Origin of the sequence: Saccharothrix sp. ST-888 (assembly GCF_000955975.1) — a bacterium.
Lineage (GTDB): Bacteria > Actinomycetota > Actinomycetes > Streptomycetales > Streptomycetaceae > Kitasatospora.
Genome location: NZ_JYJF01000126.1, coordinates 1 through 18,781, shown reverse-complemented (window position 1 = coordinate 18,781; position 18,781 = coordinate 1). Strand labels below are relative to the sequence as shown.

Here is an 18,781-nt window from a genome sequence, read left to right as displayed (position 1 = left end):
GCGTCCCTGACACGCCAGGCCCCGCGACCTTCCGGAGGGCGGGTCATTCGATCCCGGGAATCTCCTCCGGCCAACTCGCGAGGATGTCCGGCGCGTGCCCGGGCTCCTCCAGGGCGCATTCGGCCCAGATGACCTTGCCGCCGGCGGTGTAGCGCGTTCCCCAGGACTGGGCGAGCTGGGCGACGAGGAACAGGCCGCGGCCGCCCTCGTCGGTGCTGGCCGCGTGGCGCAGGTGCGGGACGGTGCTGCTGGCGTCGGAGACCTCGCAGATCAGGGTGCGGTCGTGGATCAGGCGGACCCGGATGGGTTCGGCGCCGTAGCGGATGGCGTTGGTGACCAGCTCGCTGAGCAGCAGCTCGGCGGCGAAGGCGACCTCCTCCAGCCCCCAGTCGCCGAGCTTGCGGGTCGCGGCGGCGCGCATCTCGCAGACGCGGGCCGGGTCGGCGGGCAGCTCCCAGGTGGCGATCCGGCGGGGGTGCAGGGCACGGGTGCGGGCGACCAGCAGCGTGACGTCGTCGACCAGGTGCCCGGGCACCACGGTGGCCAGGACCGCGTCGCAGGTGGCCTCGGGCGGGCGGTCCGGGTGGGCCAAGGCGCGGCGCAGCTGGTCGAGGGCCGCGTCGACGTCGCGGTGGCGGTCCTCGATGGTCCCGTCGGAGTAGAGGACCAGCTGGCTGCCCTCGGGCAGGTGGAGCTCGGCCGTCTCGAAGGGGAGGCCGCCCAGCCCGAGCGGGGGCCCGGCGGGCAGTTCGGGGAACATCACGGTGCCGTCCGGGAGGACCACCGCGGGCGGGGGGTGGCCGGCCCGGGCGACGGTGCAGCGCTGCGTGGTCGGGTCGTAGATGGCGTAGACGCAGGTGGCGCCGATGATGCCGGGGCCGACGGCGGGCCCCGCGCCGTCCTCCTCGCGGTCGAGGCGCCCCACGAGGTTGTCCAGGTGGGTGAGGAGCTCGTCGGGGGCCAGGTCCAGTTCGGAGAAGTTGTGCACGGCGGTGCGCAGCCGGCCCATGGTGGCGGCGGCGTGCAGCCCGTGGCCGACGACGTCGCCGACGACCAGGGCGACCCGGGCGCCGGAGAGCGGGATGACGTCGAACCAGTCTCCGCCCACCCCGGACTCGGCGGGCAGGTAGCGGTGGGCGACCTCGACGGCGCTCAGCTCGGGCAGGCCGCGCGGGAGCAGGCTGCGCTGGAGCGCCAGGACCATGGCGTGCTCGCGGGTGTACCGGCGGGCGTTGTCGATGCAGACGGCGGCACGGGTGGTGAGTTCCTGGGCCAGTGAGCGGTCGTCGTCCCCGAAGGGGGTGGGGTCCTTCGAGCGGTAGAAGCTGGCGATGCCCAGCACCACGCCACGGGCGAGCAGCGGGGCGGTGATCAGGGAGTGGACGTTGTGCGCGAGCAGGCGGCTGCTGTGCTCGGGGTCCTGGGAGCGCCAGCCGGCGGACACCCGCAGATCGGGTTCCAGCACCGCCTGCCCACCGGCCAGGCAGCGGAGCTGGGGCGTGGTGGGGCGGAGGTCGAGCCGCTCGCCGACGGGGTAGAAGGGGTAGTCGTCGCGGATGCCGTGGACCACCGTGCGGTACAGATCGGCGGCGGGGTCATCGGGCTCGTCCCCGCGCAGTACGGCCTCGGACAGGTCGATGGTGACGACGTCGGCCAGGCGCGGGACGGCCATCTCGGCGAGTTCCTCGGCCGTGCGGCTCACGTCCAGGGTGGTGCCGATCCGGGCGCTGGCCTCGGACAGCAGCTCCAGGCGGCGGCGTGCCGCGACGGCGTACTGCCCCACGCCCGGCTCGCCGACGAGCAGCAGCCCGGGGGCCGGGTCACCGGCGGTGCCGCCGGGCGTGCGGGCCGTCGTGACGGACGGGCCGGGGCCGGAGCCGGTACCGGGAAGGTGTCCGGACGGCGGGGCGGTGGCGGTCGTGGTGTGCGCTGCGGTGTGCGCCATGGCGTGCGCCGGGAGGCCCAGCGCCTCGTCGACGTGACCGGCGGCGACGAGCTGCTGCGGGCCGTTGTGGAGGACCGCCTCGATGACGATGCCCTCGACCCCGGACGAGCTGGTCACCGGCCGGCTCAGCAGGGTGATCCGCCGGCCGCGGGACAGGACCAGTTCGACGGCGGCCCACTGGGCCGAGGAGATCAGGTCGGTGGCCTTCTCCGCGAGCACCATCTGGTCGCTGTGGTCCAGTCCGCTCCGGGACAGCTCGTCCACCCCCATCAGGCGCCCGTTGCCGGCCGCCGCGCCGGTGCGCGACCGGCGGCCGGACTCGAGGTACGCCCACAGCAGCGAGCGCTCGCGCGCCGAGCTCTGCTCCAGCAGCCGCCGTTCGATGGCGGCGGCCGCCCGGCAGATCACGGCGTCCAGCGCCGGGTCCGCGTCGGTGCGCGGAAAGCCGAAGCACAGGACGCCCTCGATCCGCCCGCTGAGCGGGTCACGGACCGGGATCGCCACGCAGGCGCTCGCCTGGGAGCGCTCGGCGAAGTGTTCGGCGCCGTAGACGTGGCAGAGCCGCCGCTCCGCGAGGGCGAGGCCGATGCCGTTGGTCCCCCCGAACTGCTCGGCGAACACGAAGCCCGGCACACTCTGGATCGCCGCGAGACTCCTGGCCATGGACACCTGGCCGAAACGGCGTTGCAGCACCACTCCGTCGGCGTCGGCGAGCGCCACGTTCATCCGGCTGCCCGCGAACCGGTACGCCAGCCGGTCCAGCACGGGTTCGGCCGCACGGACCAGGCGGCCGTCCGACTCGAAGTCCTGCCGGAACGGGAGCTCGGCCTGGTCGGGCGAGAGCCCCAGCAGCCGACAGCGCTGCCACGAGCTCAGGATCGTGCTCCGCACTCCTCCCTCGACCGATCCGCCATGCAGGAACCGCTCACGGACCCATGCGGGAACTGCGCCCGCCTCACCGGAACCTGTCATGATCGCCACAGCACTCACACTCCGATGAGCTGCACCCTTTGAGGCAATATTAGGACTTTGCCCGAATCGTGGTGCCTGCCACCTGGCCCTTGCCCCACCACGGTGGCGGCAACCCTTCCGCCACCGCATCATCGGCTGTACTGGGGGAAGCGGGATCGAGGAGCGCTATGAGTGGTTCTGCCGTCCCGCCCGGGCAGGATGCCGGGCACCGAGCCTCGGCCGCCAACGGGCCGGCGATGACCCGCGAGGAGTTCGACGCGCTCTTCGGCCGGCTGCGCCGCGACCGGCCGCCAGGACCGGCCGCAGCGGCGCAGCGGGTCGCGGCGGCGGGGCTCGTGCGCAGCGGTGAGGTGGTCGCCCTGGGACGGCCGTGGGACACGGCCCCGGGGCCCGACAACCGCAGGCCCGCGCTGCACCTCATGACCGAGCTGGCGGACACCACCGCCCCGGAGCCGACCGCGTACAAGGATTTCATCGCCTCCGACTACCACGGCAAGGCGCAGACGCACCTGGACGCGCTCTGCCACATCGCGTACCGGGGACTGCTCTTCGCGGGCGTGCGGGCGCAGCAGGTCCTCTCCTCGCAGGGGGCGGCCTACGGCGCGGTGACCGACCTGCTGCCCGGGGTGGTGGGGCGGGGCGTCCTGCTGGACGTGGCACGTCTGCGCGGCCTCGCCTGGCTGGAGCCGGGCGAGGCGGTCGGCGGCCCGGAGCTGATCGCCTGCGCCGACCGGCAGGGCAGCCCGCTCGACCCCGGGGACATCCTCCTCGTCCGCACCGGCCATCTCGCCCGGCGACGCGAACTGGGCGCGTGGGACCCGGACGAGCTCAGTGCGGGACTCCACCCCACCGCGATGCACGTCCCGTACGAGTCGCGGGCCTCGGCGCTGGGCGGCGACGGCGACAGCGACGTGCGACCGAGCCCGGTCGACGGGGTCCACTCGCCGGTCCACGTGCTGGCCGTCACCGCGATGGGGCTGCCCCTGATCGACAACATGGACCTGGAGGACCTGGCGGAGGCGTGCGTACGCCACTCGCGCTGGGAGTTCCTCTTCGTCGCCGCGCCCCTGCACATCCCCGGGGGCACCGGCTCCCCGGTCAATCCGCTCGCGGTCTTCTGAGCGGCCCGGGGCCTGGCCTGGCCGTCCGGCATCCCGCCGGCCGGTGGCGGGATGCCGGGACCGGCCGGCACCGTGGTGACGCCGCCTCAGTAGGCGCCGAGGAACCGGTCCAGGACGCGGACGCCGAAGTCGAGTCCGGCCACCGGGACGCGTTCGTCGACGCCGTGGAACATCCGCTGGTAGTGCAGGGCGGGATCGAGGCGCAGCGGCGCGAAGCCGTAGCAGTCGATCCCCAGGCGGCCGAAGGTCTTGGCGTCCGTCCCGCCGGCCATCAGGTACGGGACGGGGTGCCCGGCGGGGTCCTCGGCCCGCAGGGCGGCGGCCATCGCCGCGAAGGCCGGACCGGAGTGATCGCCCGTGACGGCCTCCTCCAGGTTGATGAACTCCCTTGTCACAGCGGGGCCGAGGAGTTCTTCCACGGTGGCCAGGTACTCCTCGCGGGTGCCGGGCAGGAAGCGGCCGTCCACCTGTGCCCTGGCGGCGCCCGGCACGACGTTGACCTTGTGACCGGCCTGCAGGACGGTGGGGTTGGCGGAGTTGCGGACGGTGGCGGCGAAGAGTTCACCGGCCCGGCCGAGGCGGACCGCCTCCGCCTCCAGCCGGTTGCGGTCGATGGTGGTGCCCAGGATGCGTTCGAGCTCCCCGAGCAGGGCCTCGACCGGCGGGATCAGCCGGGTGGGCCAGGAGTGGGCGGCCAGCCTGGACAGCGCGTGGACCAGGGTGCTGACGGCGTTGTCGGCACTGCCCCGGGAGCCGTGCCCGGCGGTGCCGGTGGCGCCCAGCCGCATCCAGGCGGTGCCGCGCTCCCCCAACGCGACCGGGTAGAGCCGCACTTCGGCGCCGCCGGGGCCGCCGGTCCGGCCTGATCCTCGCTGCGGGTGGACCGGGACCGAGAAACCCCCGGACTCCCCGATGGCCTCGGCGCAGTCCGCGAAGTGCTCCCGGTGCCGGGTGGCGACGAAGCGTGCGCCGTGGTCGCCGGTGGACTCCTCGTCCGCGAGGAAGGCGAGCACGATGTCCCGGCGCGGACGGCGTCCGGTCCTGGCCCAGGAACGCACGAGGGCGACGGTCGCCGCGACGGCTCCCTTCATGTCCACCGCTCCCCGGCCCCACAGGCAGCCGTCGTGCAGCTCGCCGGAGAGCGGGTGCCTGGACCAGTCGGCGGCGTCGAAGGGCACCGTGTCCAGGTGCCCGTGGACGAGCAGCGGTGCGCGCAGCGGATCGGTGCCCGTGAGGCGCGCCAGCACGCTGGCCCGGCGCGGCGCCGACTCGACGACCAGCGGCTCGATCCCGGCCTCGGCCAGCTCTGCCGCCACGTACTCGGCGGCGGCGCGCTCACCCGGTCCGGTGCCGTCGCCCGGGTTGGTGGTGTCGATCCGCAGCAGTTCCCGGCAGATCCGGACCGCCTCGGTCGCGGCGTGCCGGTCGCCGGGGGGCGGGGCTGCACCGACTGCCGGAGGTGGCGGAGTGAGGGTCATCGGTCGGTCCTTCCGGTTGCGGGCGAAGCCGCCGAGGGGGCTCGGCGGCAGCGGGGAGCGGTCGTGGTGGTGGCTGGCGGTGGCTCATCGCAGCTTCGGGTCGTACGCGTCGCGGACCGCGTCGCCGAGCAGGATGAAGCTCAGCACGGTGGCGGACAGGAACAGCGCCGGGAACAGCAGCAGATGCGGGAAGTCGAGGAAGTAGCTCTGTGCGGCGTTGAGTTGCAGCCCCCAGGAGAGGGCCGGGTACTGGAGTCCGACGCCGAGGAAGTCCAGGGTGGCCTCGCCCGAGATGACGTTCCCGATGTTCAGCATGGCGACCACCACCACCGGTGTCACGGCGTTGGGCAGCACATGACGGACCATCAGGCGCAGCGGACCCGCCCCCGTCGAGCGCGCGGCGTGCACGTAGTCGGCGTCCTTGAGCCCGATCACCTGGGCGCGCATCACCCGGGTCATGGTGGTCCAGCCGAGGGCCACCAGGACGAGCGTCATGGCGCCCAGCCCGTGGGAGGGGAAGGCGACCAGGACGACGGTGGCGCCGAGGATGAACGGCAGGCCGAAGAAGACGTCGGTGACCCGCGAGAGCAGCCCGTCGATCCAGCCGCCGTAGAACCCGGCGAGCAGGCCCAGCAGGACGGACAGCAGCAGCGCGCCGACGGTCACCGCGAGGCCGATGACCAGCGACGGACGGCTCCCCCGGACCACCTGGGCCAGGTAGTCGCAGCCCTGCAGGTCGAACCCGAACGGGTGGTCGAGGCTGGGGCCGACCCGGGAGTCGATCAGCTCGCAGCGCCCGCTGTCGTGCGTCAGCAGGGCGATGAACGGGTCCGGCACGGCGGCCATCAGGACGATCAGCAGCACCACGCCCGCGCAGAGGCCGACCAGTGGGCGGGCCCGCAGTTCGCGCCAGGTGTCGGAGGCCAGTGAGCCGGACGGCTTCGGGGTCCGGGTCCGGGTCCGGGTCCGGGGCGGGGCGGTGGGGGGCAGCAGCAGGTCTTCGGTGCGCGGGAGCGGTTGGGGGGTGTCGTCAGCCATGGGCGGTCCCGGGGCGCGGGGAGGTGTGGGCGGGGTGCTCGGCGGGGACGGGGGCCGGTCGCGCCGGACAGGTCCCGGTCGTCCGTGACCCGCTAGTCATGGCGGATCCTCGGGTCGAGCACCCCGTACAGGATGTCGACCAGCAGGTTGGCCAGGCAGAAGACCAGGACCAGCAGGGTGGTGATGCCCACCACCGTCGGCCCCTCGCGGAGTTGGATGGACTGGAAGACCTGCTGGCCGATGCCGGGGAGGTTGAAGATGTACTCGGTGACGACGGCCCCGGCCATCAGCGAGCCCAGTTCGACGCCGAGGAAGGTCACCACGGGGATCAGCGAGTTGCGCAGGGTGTGCAGCACCACCACCCGGCGGCGGCTCAGCCCCTTGGCCTCGGCGGTGCGGACGTAGTCGGCGCGCAGGTTCTCCAGCAGGGAGGCGCGGGTGAGCCGGGCGACGTACGCGACACCGAACGAGGCCAGGACCAGTCCGGGCAGCACGTAGGCGGCGGGCCAGCCGTCCTGGTCGCCGGAGACCGGGAACCAGCCCAGCCGGACGCCGAGGACCAACTGGGCCAGGTAGCCGACGGTGTAGACCGGGACGGCGATCACCAGGGTGGTCCCGGCGAGGACGAGGTTGTCGACCCACCTGCCCCGGCGCAGCCCCGCCCAGACACCGAGTGCGATACCGAGGACGGTCTCCAGGAACCAGGCGGTGAGCCCGAGTCTGAGGGTGACCTGCCAGCGTCCGGCGATGACGTCGGCGACCGGCTCGCCGGTGAAGGTCCGGCCGAGGTCCCCGGTGAGCAGGCCGCCGAGGTACTCGGCGTACTGGACGGCCAGCGGGTCGTCCAGGTGGTAGCGGCGGTGCAGTTCGGCGAGGACGGCGGGCGGGACCGGCCGGTCACCGGCCAGGCCCTGGATCGGGTCGCCGGGCAGGACGAAGACGAGCGCGTGGATCAGGAAGGTGGTGGCCAGCAGTACGGGTACGGCGTACAGCAGGCGGCGGGCGATGAATCGGCCCATCGGACCCTTTCGTTTCTCGTGCCTACGTTCCTACGGTTCTCGTGCCTACGTTTCTCGTGGCTACGTCTCTCGGGCGCCGGTCCCGGTGTCAGTGGCGCACGGTCACCCGGTCCAGGTGCAGTCCGGCCACGTACGGGTCGATCAGGATGTTGCCGACCCGGCTGCTCCAGGCGGACTGGTCCTGCCAGTTCCAGAGCGGGATCAGCGGCAGCTCGGCGAGGGCGATGTCCTCGGCCCGCTGGTAGTACCCGATGCTCTCCCGCTCGGTCGGGGCGGCGTCGCCCCGGGCGAGCAGGTCGTCGAACTGCGGGTTCCGCCAGCCCATCCGGTTGTCGTGGTTGTAGAGGCCGGCCAGGTAGTTCTGCATGCTGGGGTAGTCGATGACCCAGTTCTGCCGGTAGGGGCCGGTGGTCTTGCGGCTGTTGAGGATCGGGCCGAGGTCGGCGGCGGCCATCTTCCGGAAGGTGATGTCCCGGATGCCGAGGTTCTGCCGGAGTTCGTTGGCGACGGCGGTCATCCACTGTTCGTAGGTGGGGTCGGCGTTGGTGAAGTAGAGCACCATCGGTCCGGTGAATCCACCGGCGTGGTCGAGGAGTTCCTTCGCCTTCGCGGGCTGGTAGGTGCAGGTCTCGCCGCAGGCTCCGGCGCGGTGGCCCGGGATCATGGCGGCGACGAGCGAGTCGGCCGGTGTGTGCACCTCGTTGTAGATGGCCCGGGTGATGCCCTTGCGGTCGATCGCCATCGAGAGGGCGCGGCGCAGCTCGGGGTCGGTGTACCGGTGGTCCCACAGCGGCAGGCCGAGGTAGTCCATGGTGCCGCTGGGGCGGACCGAGTAGCGCTTCTTGAAGGTGCGTTTCGCCTCGTACGCCCGTGCGGCCGGCACGGTGCTCATGAAGTCGAGGTGTCCGGCGCGGAGTTCGGTGAACGCGGTGTCCTTGCTGGTGAAGATCCGGAAGTGCACCGCGTCGGCCGTCGCCGGCCGGCTGCCGGTGTAGGAGGCGGCCCGCACCAGGTCGATCCGCTGGTTGTGCTGCCAGTCGCCGTCCATCGCGAACGGGCCGTTGCCGATCGGGTGCCGGTCGAAGCCGTCCGGGTCGGTGAAGGCGGCCGTGGGCAGCGGCGCGAAGGCCGGAAAGGCGAGCAGCATCGGGAACTGGCTGAACGGGGCGCTGAGGGTGACCTGGAGGGTGTCGGCGTCCAGCACCCGCAGCCCGGAGAGGTGGTCGGCCCTGGGCTGCTGCCCCCGGGCGGGGTTGAGGTCGGCGTAGCCGTCGATCTGGGCGAAGTAGGAGTTGGTCTCCCAGCCGTTGGGCCCGTAGGCGGCGGCGTTCCAGGCGGCGGCCAGGCTCTGCGCGCTGACCGGCTCCCCGTTGTGGAAGACCGCGCCATGGCGGAGCGTCACCTTCCAGACCCGCTGGTCGGCCGACTCCACCGCGCGGGCGGCCAGCGGCACCACATGGCCGTCGCCCGGGTCGAGGGTGACGGGGGTGTCGAAGAGGCCCTGGAGGACCTGGAGCGCGTAACTGCTGGTGGTCCGCCCCGGCGTGAGGTGGTCGGGCTCGGTGAGCCCGACCGTGAACGACCCGCCCGGGATCTGCGGGATCTCGCCGTCGTCCTGGTCGGCGGGACGGGTGCACGCGGGCGCCGCGAGCAGCAGGAGTGCCAGGGCAGCGGACCGGACCACCGTAGGGACGGACCGAGGGTGCCGCGTCGTCTTCATGGGGCTCCGTTCCCGGTGACAGCAACCGTGCGGCGGCCGATGGTACGAGCATCCGCGCGACGAACCCGGCGTCTGGGTAAGGGAGTTCTCCGTAAGGGAGTTCTCATAGGCCAACCATGCAACTCGCACCGGGGTGCGGGGAACCGCGCGTGGAGGCGGCCGTGCCGTGGCGGGGTCGCTCGCGCGGCTGCCCGCGCCCCTGCCGGGCCCGTCAGCAGCGGGAACTCGCGGAGCAGGCGTTCTCCCAGTCGTGCGGACTGCGGGTGCGGCGGCCGTCGGCGGGGGCGGCGGCCGCTGCGGTGGTGGCGGTGTCGCCGAAGAGCCGGAGCACGAAGGCGTCGATGACCGGGCGGGGGCTGTTCCCGGCGAAGTTGTTGAGCAGCACCGTGAAGGCGAGCGTGTGTCCGTCGGGGCGGTCGAGGTAGCCGGCCAGGGCGTCCACCCCGGTCATCGAACCGGTCTTGGCGTGCACCCGGCCCTCGGCGGGCGTGCCGGTCAGCCGGTTGCTGAGGCTGCCGCCGACCATCCGGCGCGGGTCGCCGGCCACCGGGAGTGCGTCGTACCAGGTGGCGAACCAGGGCTGGCTGCGGGCGAACTCCAGTAGTCCCAGCAGCCGTTGGGCGGTCATCAGGTTGTGCCGGGAGAGTCCCGAGCCGTCGGCCTGCCGGGCGGCGGTGACGTCCAGCCCGTTTCTGTGGACGAAGTCGGCGATCCGGTCGAGTCCTGCGGACCAGCTGCCCGCTCCACCGCGCACCCGGCCGATCTCCTTGACCAGGTGCTCGGCGATGCCGTTGTTGCTGAGCTTGAGGAACGGCACCATCAGCGCGGAGAGCGGCGCCGAGTCGTGGTGCGCCAGGGCCGTGGCGTCCGCCGGGGCGCGCCCCGCTCCCACCGGGCCGTGGACGGTCACCCCGTGGCGGGCGAGGTCGGCGGCGAAGACCGTGGCGGCCAGCCGGGCCGGGTCGTCCACGGCGACCCACTCCTCGCTGGTGCCGCCGTCCGCCGGGACGCTGCCGGTGAGCACGAGCTCGTTGGTCGCGGGCTGCCTGCCCACGTCCACCGTCCGGTCGCTGCCCGCCTCGCCGGTGGCGATCCGGCCGGCCAGCCGCACCGGGGCGTCGGACGGCGTGACCCGCACGGTCGCGGGCTCTCCGGGCGCCCGGCCCGGGGTCAGGGTGAGCCGGACGGTGCCCGGGTCGTAGTCGGTGTCGGTGGCCAGGGTGAGCGCGGAGATCTGCGGGCTGTAGTACGCCGCCTGGTCGTCCCAGGCCCAGTTGGGGCCCAGCGGCACGCCGTCGTAGCGGGAGGCGTCGGCCAGCAGCCCGCCGGAGACCGTGCTGACGCCGGAGTCGGCGACCTGCCGGGCGAGTGTGTCCAGGTCGGCGGGCAGCAGGCTGGGGTCGCCGCCGCCGCGCAGGACCAGGTCCCCGTCGAGGGTGGTGCCGTCGCGGCGGCCCGCCGCCAGGATGTCGGTGCCGAAGCGGTGGTCGGCGCCGAGCAGGTCGAGCGCGGCGGCCGCCGTGACGGTCTTGAGCGTGGAGGCGGGCAGCATCAGCGCACCGGGGGTGTGCCGGTAGAGCACCTCTCCGGTGGCCGCGTCGGCGACCACGGCGGAGACCTGGGCCCCGGTCAGGCGCGAGTCCTCGAACAGCCGGTCCAGGTCGGCGGAGAGCGACCCCGCCACCGCTGCCCGGGGCCGCCCTGCGGACGGCGGGGCCGAACCGGTGAGGACGAGGGCGACGAGGACGGCGGCGAGCGGCACGCACAGCCGCCGGACCGGATGGCTACGCACGGGACCTCCAGGGGGCGGACGGGCGACCACCACCTTGGCGCCGACGGGCTGCCCCCGCCGCCGGTGACACGCCCGCGACCGAGATTCCCCCGCACGGAGTACACCGCACCGGCGAGGGCATGGGGGGTGGCCGTTCCGACCGACCCGCCGTCGAGTCGCTAAGGTACGTCAGCACTCTTACGATCAGTCACTGCTTCGGGGGACCACCGTGAGCACTCCACCTCCCAATCCGTTCGGGGGACCGCCGCAGGGCGAGCCGCCCAATCCGTACGCCACTCCGTCCGCGCCCGGCTTCCCGGCCGCAGCGCCGTACGGGCAGCCCCAGCCGTACGGGCAGCAGCCGCCCGGACCACAGCCGTACGGCCAGCAGCCGCCCGGACCGCAGTTCTACGGGCAGCCGCAGCCGGCCCCCGGGGCACCGGCCTTCCCGCCGCCGCCCGGACCGGTCGTACCGACGGAGAAGCCGCGCCGGCGGCGGTCGGTCTGGACGCTCTTCGGGATACTCGGGCTGCTGGGCGTCGGAGTCGGCTTCACCATCCTCGACAGCACCCCGGAGCGGGCGCGCGTCGGCGACTGCGCGGGCTACCCCTCGGGCAGGTTCGGCAAGGTCAACTGCGCCGCCTCCGACGCGCAGTGGGTGGTGACCGCGCGGTACAGCGGCACCTCGACCATGCCCTGCCTGATGCAGTGGAAGGCCTCCCGCGACTACAAGGGCACCAGCCGCCGGCTCGGCAGGACGCAGCACTACGTGCTGTGCCTCGGCCGCCACACGCCCGGTGATCCGACGCCGACGGTCGCCAAGGCACCGAACTCCTGACCGCGTGTCCACGCGCCCACAGCACTCTCACCATCACCACCCAACGGGAACGAAACCTTGACCTCGCCCTACCCTCCGTCCAACCCCTACGGCTCCCCGCCGCCGCAGCAGCCCGCTCCGGGCTACCCGTCGGCCCCGCCACCGCCCCCCGGCGGGTACGGCTACCCCGCCGCGCCGCCGCCCGCCGCCTACCCGCAGCAGCCCGGGCCGTACGGCGCACCGCCGCAGCAACCGGGTCCGTACGGCGCACCGCCGCAGCAGCCGATGGCCTACGGAGCGCCCGGCTACCCGCCGCCGCCCGGTGCGGTCACCTGCCGTTTCTGCGGCGGGTTCCCGGCCGTGCAGGTCACCGTCCGGGGACACCAGGGCATGATCGTCATCATGCGGTTCCTGCGCCAGCACGGCCCGTTCTGCCGCACCTGCGGGACCGCGATGGTCCGCGACATGTCGGCCCGCACGCTGGTGCAGGGGTGGTGGGGCTACCTCTCGTCCGTGTTCACCCCCATCACGCTGCTGCGGAACCTGTTCGCCTACAACAAGATCAAGCAGCTGCCGCCGGCCGCACCGGGACCGCTCGGGCCGCAGCTCGACCCGGGCGTTCCGCTGACCAAGCGTCCGGCGATGCTGATGCTGCTGCTGCCGGTGCTGTCGGTCCTGCTGTTCGTCGGCCTGCTGGTGGCCGGTGCGGCCGCCGGCGGCCGCACCACCACGGACACCTCGTTCGGCGGCTACGGGACTTCGCCGACGCAGAACCCGACGGGCAACGCGTTCGGCGGCTTCGGTAGTTCACCGATGCCCAGCAGTTCGCCGACGCCCTACGCGCCCAAGGTCTCCGCGCGGACCGGCGACTGCGTGCACAACGCCGGCACCGAGGCCAGCCCGAGCCTCCGGGTGCTCCCCTGCTCCGACCCGAGCGCCGAGTTCAGGGTGGAGGCGCGGGTCGACGGCACGACCGACGACCACACCGCCTGCTCCCCGTACCCGGACTACGACAGCTCGTTCATCCACGAGCAGGTCGGCGCGAACTACGTCCTCTGCCTGAAGGCCAACAAGCCGTCCGGCAGCTCCTGACGGACACCCGCCCGCGCGGGGCGGCGCCATCGGCCGGGCCGATGGCGCCGCCGGCCCTTCGAAGGGTCAGAACAGACCCTGGGTGAGGGCGACGGAGTCCGGCACGGAGACCACCTCGGGGACCGAGAGCGGCATGATGCCGAGGATCTGCTGGGTGACGTAGTGGGCCGACATCATGGCGCCCTCCTGCCAGCCGGGCAGCGGGGAGATCTGGTCGCCGGTGACGTAGAAGACGTCACCGCCCTCGGGCTGGAGCAGCTGCCGGTAGGCCTCCTTGTGGTCCTTCCGGCTCTGCTTCCAGTCCGCCCAACCGCCCTCCTGGTAGGGCACCTTGTGCCAGGCGATGGTGACCGCCTTGTCGTCGGGGACGACGGACCTGTCCGCGAACTCCGGGTGGAGCTGGGCGGCGCCCTCCCGGGCCAGTTCGATCCGGTCGTCGGGCGACAGGTTGCCGAGCTCGTCGGCCTGGTCGCCGAAGTTGTAGGCGCCCGTCAGGGTTCCCTTGGCGGAGAAGTAGTCGTTGGACGGGTACCACAGCTGGGTGATGTTGTGGGCGGTCCAGCTGATGCCGCCGTAGATGCCCTCGGTGTCGTGGATGCCGTCGAGATCGCCCTCCCAGAAGCGCCGGTTGGCCTGCCAGCCCACCTTGCAGGTCTTCGCGAACTCCACGATCCCGATCGCCTTCTCGAAGGCGTCCGAGAAGCCGTCCAGCTCGATGTCGTCGTCCAGCAGCGGGACCGGGATGTTGCTGACGCAGTAACGGGCCCGCGCCTCGCACTCCTTGCCGCCCTTGAGGTACTGGACCGTCACTCCGGGACCCTTCGTCTCGAGCCGGATGTCGGTGACCTCCGCCTGGAGCACGATCTCCGCACCGGCCAGCCGCGCTTCGCGGGCCAGCGCGTCGACGACCTTGTCCATCCCGCCGGCCGGCTGGAACATCGTGGCCTGCCACAGGTAGTCGACCGGCTGGTAGAACCGGGCCTTCCAGAAGCCCGACTCCACCAGCTCCTCGAACGGCAGCGGCGGGGCGGGCGTCGGGAACGGCTCCTCGATCACCGGGTCGTCCAGGTAGCCGGAGCGGGTGGAACCCTTGTACTTGCCGTTGACGTCGAGGGCGCCGAAGACCCGCAGCAGGTCGCGTAGTTCACCGGTGAACGAATCCGTCTCCGCCAGGGTCTCGGCGAGCTTCGCCGCGAGGTAGCCTCGGGTGTCGTTGGCCACCCGGCGGTTGGGCAGGGTCTTCTCCAGGTGCGGCGGACGGACCAGGTTCGCCGTGGTCTCCATGACGTACGGCTCCAGCGCCACCTTGAAGTCGCGGCAGTACTTGAGCACCCGGCGGTGGTGGTACGGAATCCGGCCGGGGCCGAGGTTGAGGTACATGTTGTCGTCGAAGCGGCAGGTGTGGGTGTGGACGGGCTCGCCCGTCACGTCGTCGAGCTCGTAGAGCTTGTCGCCCTTGCGGGCCGTGCGGTTCCGCCCGCCGACCCGGTTCTGCGCCTCCAGCACCGTGCAGTCGAAGCCGAGCAGGCTCAGCTCGTACGCCGCGGTCAGGCCCGCGACCCCGGCGCCGAGGATCAGCACCTTCTCCCCCCGTCTGCGCGGCACGGGGAAATGCAGCGGACCGGCCCAGCCGGTGGCCTCCGGACCCGCGCCGCCGATCATGGCCTGGTAGAGCGCGTTCGCGGCGCCGCCCTGGGGTGTGGTCACCGGCGCGGGCCGGTCGGTCTTGTTCTTGGTCATCTTCTCGATACCTGTTCTGGTGTTGGCGGATCGGTCGGCCTGCCCGGCCTGCTCGATCGGCAGGTGGAGCCCGCGCGGCCGAAGCAGCGGCATCGGGTTCCGGGTGGGTTGGACATGACGGTCAGGTCGTCGCTCCGGCGGCAGCGCGGGCGGAGCGGTGGCGAGTTGCGCGGCGACTGGGGTCGAAGTGGGCCTCGTGCCCGCCGTAGCCCGCTCCGGCCGAGGCCGCCACCGTCAGGTCCGGCAGGACCGCACCGGGCTCCGGCACTCCCGGCGGAAGCCCGAACTGCCTTTCGCATGAGGATGGTTGCCCAGCGTGGTGGTGGGTACGAAGGCGATCGCATTCCCCGAGAAACCGCAACGGCGGGGCCGAGAGGCGGGTGAAGGCCGAGCAGCTGACACCCGTGGCGGTGAGGGCCGGCATCGGAGCCACCATGCTGATCATCCTTCGTTTTCGAGGACGTGGAGACGGCCCGGGATACGCCCGCACCTGCGGGCACAACCCCGCAAGGCCAGGCCCCGACAGGGTCCGTACGCGAACTTGAACCTATCGGCCGCGCCCCTGATCCGCCTCTTCCCACCCTGCACACGATCGGGTGAATCCCCACTACCGCCCCACCGGATCACCCTTGACGCGAGGAGGCCGGCCATGGGGCATCGGACACCGGCTGAGCGCTGTCCCGCCGTCAGGATCGGGTAGTTCACAGATCCTGGCGCCCACCGGCAGCAACAGACCCCACCGACCTGAGTAGTGGCCAGTGGGGTCTGTTGCTGTCCCGCCGGAGACGCTCTACCGGAGCAGCTCAGGCGTTGTACTCGTAGCCGATGGTGAGCCTTGTCGGGATGACTGGTCGTTCTGCGAGTGCGGCAGCGAGGAGTGCCCGGACGAGGGGAAGGCTGACGGTCATGTACCGGTGCCTCGGTGAAGACGAGAACGGCAAGCCGTGCGGCGCCGAGGGTCCGGTGTGCGACGACTTCGAGACGGCGCAGCGCTGGCCGTTCGATCACATCGAGTCCAAGCAGGAACACCGGAGTTACGTGCACGCTGCCGTGCCGCAGTCTGGCCCTACGCCTTCGCCGGAACCACTTGGCGCTGTTCGGCACGGCAGGACTCCGTGAAGATCACCGTGCCGGTCCGGCTGCCCGCTGAGGGTGAGTGCCCACCCAACCCGCACCCCCGCGCCTGCTTCCCGGGATCTGGCACGCACCCAAGAGCCGCCCCGTCCGTGCGTCGTCCCCCCGTGGCGCATGGGCGGGGCTTCGCCACCTGGCTGGCCATGGCCTCCTCACCACCGATCCGGGCACCACAGTCGACGCCTGGCGCCGTGTCCACGCACTGCTGACCGGCGGCTAGCGCGGCGGGCACCGTTCCTGCGCGGGTCACGCGGCCGGGGCCGGTTGGTGCTACGCCTCGGCAATGGCTCCGATGGTGCGGATGCGAGCGGCCGAGCGCCAGAGCCGCGCCGCCGCAACCAGCGGCGGGCAGAACGCCGCCGCACACGCAGCTAGCAACGCGACGGGGGTCACGCCGGAGGCCGTCAGGGAGAGGACGACGGCGATGGCCGGGGTGACCACCACGGGCGAGAGCAGCAGCAGCGTCGCCTGCATCTTCTCCTTCCGGACCCACTGGGCCGACTTCCACACCCGCACCACGGCAGTGACCGTGGCGGCCAGTGCCAGAACGGGTCCGACGGCCGGGATCAGCGCCAGTGGCAAGGAGAGGACGATGAGGCCGAGGGTGACGGTGGTACGGCCCGGGCTCTCCGCTTCGGCGCGGGGCCAGCCCTCCTCTGCCAGCGCGGCGTCGGCCACGGCCTGCGGCCGCCCGAGCCGGTCCAGGATCTGGCGTACCGTCTCCTGGTCCGCGCGGTCGCTCTCCGCCAGGGCCACATCGATGTGCTCGCGCAGGTTCGCGAGCAGTTCGCGGCGGGTGGCGTCCGGAAGCGCGGAGGTGCGCTGAGCGACCTCGGCGAGGTAGGCGTGGACCAGCGGCTGGTCATGGTGATCGTTCACGGCAGGTCTCCAGGGTTGAGAAAGTGGTCGACGGCGGTACGGAAGGCGGGCCAGAGCGCGGTGAACTCCTCCAGGGCGCGGCGGCCGTCGTCGGTGAGCGTGTAGTACCTGCGCGAGGGCCCACTGGCCGATTCCCGCAGGTAGGTCTCGGCGAGGCCGGCCCGGCGGAGACGGGACAGCAAGGGGTAGATCGTGCCTTGGCTGGTCGCCATCACCTGGACCTGGGCAAGCTCCTGCAGCAGCTCCACTCCGTAGCGCGGGCCGTCGCGCAGCAGCGCGAGGACGCAGTACTCCAGCACTCCTCTGCGCAGCTGGCTTGCCACCGGGCCGTCCGCACTGTCGTAGCTTGCTTCGCCAGGTACCATGCAACACAAGATACCGGTTGAGCGTGCCCGCGTCCACGACGCGGTGAAGGGCATGACACGTGACGGGGTCGGCGCCGCCGGAACTCGGGGCCCGGAACCGTGCTCCGCGATGGTTCTCCCGGGTGGTCATGGGAGCGGGATCGCGCAGGGCGGGTAGTCAGTAAAGCGGCACCCCTCCTTTCCCGTACTCGACACCCGACGGAGCCGCCGTGAAATTCGGAGTCTCGACCTTCATCACCGACCAGGGCATCAGCCCCACCTCGCTCGGAGCCGCACTCGAGGAACGTGCCTTCGAGTCGTTGTTCGTCCCCGAGCACAGCCACATCCCGGCCGACCGTCAGACGCCCTACCCGGGCGGTGGTGAGCTGCCGGAGGTGTACTACCGCACCCTCGACCCGTTCGTGGCCCTGGCCGCGGCCGCCGTGGTGACCGAACGGCTGCTGCTGGGCACCGGCATCGCGCTGGTCCCGCAGCGCGACCCGATCATCACCGCGAAGGAGGTCGCCACCCTCGATCTGGTCTCCGGCGGCCGCGTGATCTTCGGCATCGGTGTCGGCTGGAACCGTGAGGAGATGAGGAACCACGGCACCGACCCCTCGACCCGGGGCCGGCTCGCCGACGAGCGGCTGCGCGCGATGCGGGAGCTGTGGACCAAGGAGAAGGCCGAGTTCCACGGCGAGTTCGTGAACTTCGATCCGGTCTTCGCATGGCCCAAGCCCGTGCAGCGCCCCCATCCGCCGATCTACGTCGGCGGGGGTGAGGGCGCTTTCCCCCGGGTGGCAGAGCTCGGCGACGCGTGGCTGGCCAACAGCACGTCGCCGCAGGAGCTCGGCCCCCGGGTCGAGCAACTGCGCGCCCTTGCCGGACGGGAGGTGCCGGTGACGGTGTACGCGGCTGCCGACAAGCCCGAGCACATCGAGGGCTACCGCAGCCTCGGCGTCGAACGGCTCCTGTTCTTCGTGCCGACGCGGCCCGAGCGGGAGACCCTGGAGCACCTGGACCGGCTGGCCGCAGTGGCTGCCAAGTACCGCTGAGACGCGGCACACCGGTGCGCCTCGGGGTCCGCGACCGACCCCGGCCACCAGCCGCCGGAGGCGCCACAACTGCCGTTGCCGCCATGGCTACCGGAAGGGGTGCGATGCCCGCTCTGACGAGCGCCGAGGCGAGGGAGCGGTTCGCCACAGCGCGCATCGCCCACCTCGCGACGACCGACGCGGCCTCCCGGCCGCACCTGGTGCCGGTGGTGTTCGCCCTGGACGGCGACACGGTGCTGCTGGCCGTGGACCACAAACCGAAGCGGACGGTTCGGCTCAAACGCCTGGCCAACATCGCTGCCAACCCGTCGGTCTGTCTGCTCGTCGACCACTACGAGGAGGACTGGGACCGCCTGTGGTGGGTACGGGCCGACGGCGAGGCCCGCGTGCTCCCGCCGGCGGACCGCTCTCCCGAGGCCAGCCGCTGCGTCGGCCTGCTCACGGCCAAGTACCGGCAGTACACCGGCCGCCCTCCCGGCGGACCGGTGGTCGAGGTCTCGGTCCTGCACTGGAGCGGCTGGCGCGCGTGGTGAGCCGCGCGCCGGCCGCGCACACGGTCAGAGCAGGCCGTCCCAGTGCTGCTCGACCACCACCGCCCACCAGTTCTCCGGATCACCGAACACCGTCCCGTCCAGCGCGGCGAGTTCCCGCTGGAG

Annotated in this window: 15 protein-coding genes; 6 read left to right on the top strand and 9 right to left on the bottom strand. The window is 72.5% G+C overall.

Going from position 1 to position 18,781, the window contains the following annotated elements; translation table 11 throughout:
- Positions 1 to 43: 43 nt before the first annotated feature.
- A complete protein-coding gene (locus UK12_RS44590; RefSeq protein WP_197085238.1) occupies positions 44 to 2,836 on the bottom strand; it encodes a SpoIIE family protein phosphatase in 2,793 nt (930 codons plus the stop codon).
- A 248-nt stretch (positions 2,837 to 3,084) separates the two neighbouring features.
- On the opposite strand from UK12_RS44590, the gene UK12_RS28525 reads away from it, so the two are divergent.
- Positions 3,085 to 4,038 (top strand): cyclase family protein, encoded by a 954-nt coding sequence (locus UK12_RS28525; protein WP_045306063.1) that lies wholly within the window; start codon positions 3,085 to 3,087, stop codon positions 4,036 to 4,038.
- A gap of 86 nt (positions 4,039 to 4,124) precedes the next feature.
- Here UK12_RS28525 and UK12_RS28520 read toward each other — a convergent pair whose 3' ends face one another.
- The 5 genes from UK12_RS28520 to dacB form a co-directional block, all read right to left on the bottom strand.
- Positions 4,125 to 5,516 carry a M20/M25/M40 family metallo-hydrolase gene (locus UK12_RS28520; protein WP_082120020.1) on the bottom strand — a complete coding sequence of 464 codons (1,392 nt, stop codon included), beginning with the start codon at positions 5,514 to 5,516 and terminating at the stop codon, positions 4,125 to 4,127.
- 84 nt (positions 5,517 to 5,600) lie between these two features.
- Positions 5,601 to 6,554 carry an ABC transporter permease gene (locus UK12_RS28515; protein ID WP_063838337.1) on the bottom strand — a complete coding sequence of 318 codons (954 nt, stop codon included), beginning with the start codon at positions 6,552 to 6,554 and terminating at the stop codon, positions 5,601 to 5,603.
- A 92-nt stretch (positions 6,555 to 6,646) separates the two neighbouring features.
- Positions 6,647 to 7,573, bottom strand: coding sequence for an ABC transporter permease (locus tag UK12_RS28510; protein WP_045306062.1), 927 nt, complete (start codon positions 7,571 to 7,573; stop codon positions 6,647 to 6,649).
- 88 nt (positions 7,574 to 7,661) lie between these two features.
- Entirely contained in the window at positions 7,662 to 9,293 is a 1,632-nt protein-coding gene (locus UK12_RS28505; protein WP_045306061.1) for a peptide ABC transporter substrate-binding protein, read from the bottom strand.
- 211 nt (positions 9,294 to 9,504) lie between these two features.
- Positions 9,505 to 11,085 carry a D-alanyl-D-alanine carboxypeptidase/D-alanyl-D-alanine endopeptidase gene (gene dacB / locus UK12_RS28500; protein WP_052682218.1) on the bottom strand — a complete coding sequence of 527 codons (1,581 nt, stop codon included), beginning with the start codon at positions 11,083 to 11,085 and terminating at the stop codon, positions 9,505 to 9,507.
- Between the two features lie 208 nt (positions 11,086 to 11,293).
- Here dacB and UK12_RS36980 point away from each other — a divergent pair, with 208 nt between their 5' ends.
- The gene (locus UK12_RS36980; protein ID WP_052682217.1) at positions 11,294 to 11,902 is read left to right on the top strand and encodes an LppU/SCO3897 family protein; all 609 of its coding nucleotides are present in this window, start codon (positions 11,294 to 11,296) and stop codon (positions 11,900 to 11,902) included.
- A 57-nt stretch (positions 11,903 to 11,959) separates the two neighbouring features.
- Positions 11,960 to 12,973, top strand: coding sequence for an LppU/SCO3897 family protein (locus UK12_RS36975; protein ID WP_052682216.1), 1,014 nt, complete (start codon positions 11,960 to 11,962; stop codon positions 12,971 to 12,973).
- A gap of 66 nt (positions 12,974 to 13,039) precedes the next feature.
- Here UK12_RS36975 and UK12_RS28485 read toward each other — a convergent pair whose 3' ends face one another.
- Complete coding sequence (locus UK12_RS28485) at positions 13,040 to 14,806, bottom strand: flavin monoamine oxidase family protein (protein ID WP_231591423.1); 1,767 nt, start codon at positions 14,804 to 14,806, stop codon at positions 13,040 to 13,042.
- A gap of 813 nt (positions 14,807 to 15,619) precedes the next feature.
- On the opposite strand from UK12_RS28485, the gene UK12_RS45180 reads away from it, so the two are divergent.
- Positions 15,620 to 15,832 carry a DUF7848 domain-containing protein gene (locus UK12_RS45180; RefSeq protein ID WP_442973883.1) on the top strand — a complete coding sequence of 71 codons (213 nt, stop codon included), beginning with the start codon at positions 15,620 to 15,622 and terminating at the stop codon, positions 15,830 to 15,832.
- A gap of 285 nt (positions 15,833 to 16,117) precedes the next feature.
- On the opposite strand, the gene UK12_RS36970 is transcribed toward UK12_RS45180, so the two are convergent.
- Together UK12_RS36970 and UK12_RS28475 are read right to left on the bottom strand one after the other, a co-directional pair.
- A complete protein-coding gene (locus tag UK12_RS36970; protein WP_052682215.1) occupies positions 16,118 to 16,726 on the bottom strand; it encodes a DUF1700 domain-containing protein in 609 nt (202 codons plus the stop codon).
- On the bottom strand, positions 16,723 to 17,091 hold the full coding sequence (locus tag UK12_RS28475; protein ID WP_045306060.1) for a PadR family transcriptional regulator: 369 nt from the start codon (positions 17,089 to 17,091) through the stop codon (positions 16,723 to 16,725). Before UK12_RS28475 ends, UK12_RS36970 begins: the two co-directional genes overlap by 4 nt.
- Positions 17,092 to 17,300: 209 nt before the next feature.
- On the opposite strand from UK12_RS28475, the gene UK12_RS28470 reads away from it, so the two are divergent.
- Both UK12_RS28470 and UK12_RS28465 read left to right on the top strand, forming a co-directional pair.
- Positions 17,301 to 18,125 carry an LLM class F420-dependent oxidoreductase gene (locus UK12_RS28470; RefSeq protein WP_045306059.1) on the top strand — a complete coding sequence of 275 codons (825 nt, stop codon included), beginning with the start codon at positions 17,301 to 17,303 and terminating at the stop codon, positions 18,123 to 18,125.
- 104 nt (positions 18,126 to 18,229) lie between these two features.
- The gene (locus tag UK12_RS28465; protein WP_045306058.1) at positions 18,230 to 18,658 is read left to right on the top strand and encodes a TIGR03668 family PPOX class F420-dependent oxidoreductase; all 429 of its coding nucleotides are present in this window, start codon (positions 18,230 to 18,232) and stop codon (positions 18,656 to 18,658) included.
- The last annotated feature ends 123 nt before the right edge of the window (positions 18,659 to 18,781 follow it).